At 59.4% G+C, this 2,095-nt stretch carries 5 protein-coding genes; 1 reads left to right on the top strand and 4 read right to left on the bottom strand.

From position 1 onward, the window contains the following. From AC5JLB_RS01555 to AC5JLB_RS01545, 3 genes are all read right to left on the bottom strand, one after another. Positions 1 to 287, bottom strand: a 287-nt coding sequence (locus AC5JLB_RS01555; RefSeq protein ID WP_495872100.1) for a hypothetical protein, incomplete at its 3' end; no start/stop codon positions are given. 11 nt (positions 288 to 298) lie between these two features. Next, positions 299 to 496, bottom strand: a complete 198-nt coding sequence (locus AC5JLB_RS01550; protein WP_495872099.1) for a hypothetical protein — start codon at positions 494 to 496, stop codon at positions 299 to 301. A gap of 74 nt (positions 497 to 570) precedes the next feature. Then, complete coding sequence (locus AC5JLB_RS01545) at positions 571 to 1,119, bottom strand: lysozyme (protein ID WP_495872098.1); 549 nt, start codon at positions 1,117 to 1,119, stop codon at positions 571 to 573. 68 nt (positions 1,120 to 1,187) lie between these two features. Here AC5JLB_RS01545 and AC5JLB_RS01540 point away from each other — a divergent pair, with 68 nt between their 5' ends. Then, positions 1,188 to 1,346 carry a hypothetical protein gene (locus AC5JLB_RS01540; protein WP_495872097.1) on the top strand — a complete coding sequence of 53 codons (159 nt, stop codon included), beginning with the start codon at positions 1,188 to 1,190 and terminating at the stop codon, positions 1,344 to 1,346. A gap of 355 nt (positions 1,347 to 1,701) precedes the next feature. Here the strand turns inward: AC5JLB_RS01540 and AC5JLB_RS01535 are convergent. Next, on the bottom strand, positions 1,702 to 2,095 hold a 394-nt coding region (locus AC5JLB_RS01535), incomplete at its 5' end, for a hypothetical protein (RefSeq protein WP_495872096.1).

Raw genomic sequence — 2,095 nt, 5'->3', positions numbered from 1 at the left:
CACAGATCAGTGATGACCCGCCGCTGATCCCAATCACCGCTGGCGTACATAGCTGCGAGGTCAGCGAGAGCTGCCGGCACCGAACCCACCGAACCGATACCCACCCGCGACTGCCAGAGCGGTTCGCTGTTCGTGGCATTGACCACAACAGGTGCGACTTCCTTGCGGACTTCCCGCGCCACACGATCGGCGTAGGTATTTTGGACCGGAATATCTGGTCGGGTGATAACCTCGACAACCTTGCCGAAGATGCGTTCTTGAATGCGGTCTGCGAGAGTGCGGGCCATGATGATGCCTTTCAGGTGAGGAGGAAGCCGGCTGCGACAAACATCGCGACGGCGAGGGCGAAAAAGATGAGAACGACGATGCCACTGCCCTGCCCTTGATCGTGCGCAGTGACTTGCCCCATGGCCGTGCCGAACATGACGACGAAAGCGATGATGATGCTGGCAAGCCCCGCGAGAATGGCGAGGAGGCCAAGGACGGTTTCAGCCATGGCTAGAACACCTTCAGGTTGAGGATTGCCCATGCGCCAAGCGACAGGAGCAGGACGAAGCCGGCCACCCACAGCTACCACGGAGTGCCATGGGGCTTCTCGCCCTCGCCTACGGTGCTGGTGGTGATGGCGGGGTGGTGGTCAATGTCGGGTGGGGGAGGCATTGGCCCGGTGAACGAGGGCGACAGCCAGAGCTTGGCTTCGGCGGCGCGGCGCTTCTTGAGCCTTTCCATGGGCTTGCCGTCATTGTTGATCCACCGACCGAGCTGCGCGGGCACAGCGCCGTAGTCGCCAGCGTTGAGCTTCCGCAAGAGCGTGGACTTCTCAAACGCCCCTGCCCCTATGTTGAAGACGAAGCTCACGAGCGCGCCGAACTGATTGTCGTTGAGCGGCACCTTCACCAGACGCTCGACTGTATTCTCGGCCTGGGTGAGGTCAGTCACCAGACGCGCTTCGGCTTCCGCTGCAGTGATCGTCATGCCTCTGCGGACGCCCTTGGTCGAGCCGTAGCCGATCGTCCACGGATCGCCATTGCTGGAACCGGGATCTGGATATGCCTGTAGCCGCAGCCCCTCTGACGCTTTGATGTGCGCAAGGGTAGCCGCGTTGACTTTACGCGTCATGATGATGCTCCGATGTGAGGAACGCCCGCTCAAACACCAGCCTTTGCGGACTAAACAGGAAGGTCTACATGCCCAAGAAGGCCATAGAGGAAGGCGACACCCTCACCATCAAGGTCGTGGTGACGCGAGTGTCAGAGGATGGATCGAGAGTAACGTTCCGGGTGGATGGTCAACTGGTGACGGTGAACCCGGAGTTCTTTGCTATCGAGAAGGTGGAGAAGGTTTAGAACTTGTGCGCCGCCCTGCCCCGTGCACTGATGCGGCGGGGAGGTATGGCAGATGCAGGTGAATGTGTTTGTGGCGCAGGTCGAGGGCGGGTCGAACCAACTGGTGGTCATCCCCACACACGCTGGCGCTGCTATCCCGCCTGCATACGCAGATGCTCGGTACTACGCGACTACGAACACGTCAGATGCCATGTTCCAAGCAGTTGGCGCTCGTGAGGTGGAGCTATCGATCGAGCGAGTAGGTTTCGCAATCGTCATGCCGCAGGTGCCAGATCGACGGTAGCAGAGCGGATTTTATGAAAATGGCCCCGCCGTCTCAAACAGCGGGGCCATAGCTCTACTTAGGGAATAGAGCTTACTCGTAGAAGTTGTAGGAAACGCCGTTCACTTCGAGATCATCGATGTAAACTTGGCCGGTCCCGTTGCCTGAACCCATCGCCACTGAGAAACCAAATACGACGCTATTCTCGTTGAAGTTCAGAGCGCCAGCACCAGCCGGCGTGAACCCATTGGCGTCAGCCCAATCGCTAAGCGGACGAATGTTCGGGAAGGTGTCCCGGTTCTGACCACCAGAACGCTGCCAGGCGTTCCAATCGTCACTCAAGATGTCCACCGTTTGTAGGGAGTCCTGGGTTGTTGGGCCAAGACCCTGATAGGAGTACTCGAACACGAGTTCGCCCCGGTCGTTCGTAGTCGCGAGGTCTCCATCCGCATCGATGAAGAGACGGATCGTCGGAACCACGTCGGTG

Source organism: Myxacorys chilensis (genome assembly GCF_059505265.1).
Note: the sequence above shows the minus strand (reverse complement) of the source record. Positions and strands in the feature narration are given on the sequence as shown.

Coding starts and splice junctions, on each gene's coding strand:
- AC5JLB_RS01550 (WP_495872099.1), bottom strand. CDS start 496: ATGGCTGAAACCGTCCTTGGCCTCCTCGCCATTCTCGCGGGGCTTGCC.
- AC5JLB_RS01545 (WP_495872098.1), bottom strand. CDS start 1,119: ATGACGCGTAAAGTCAACGCGGCTACCCTTGCGCACATCAAAGCGTCA.
- AC5JLB_RS01540 (WP_495872097.1), top strand. CDS start 1,188: ATGCCCAAGAAGGCCATAGAGGAAGGCGACACCCTCACCATCAAGGTC.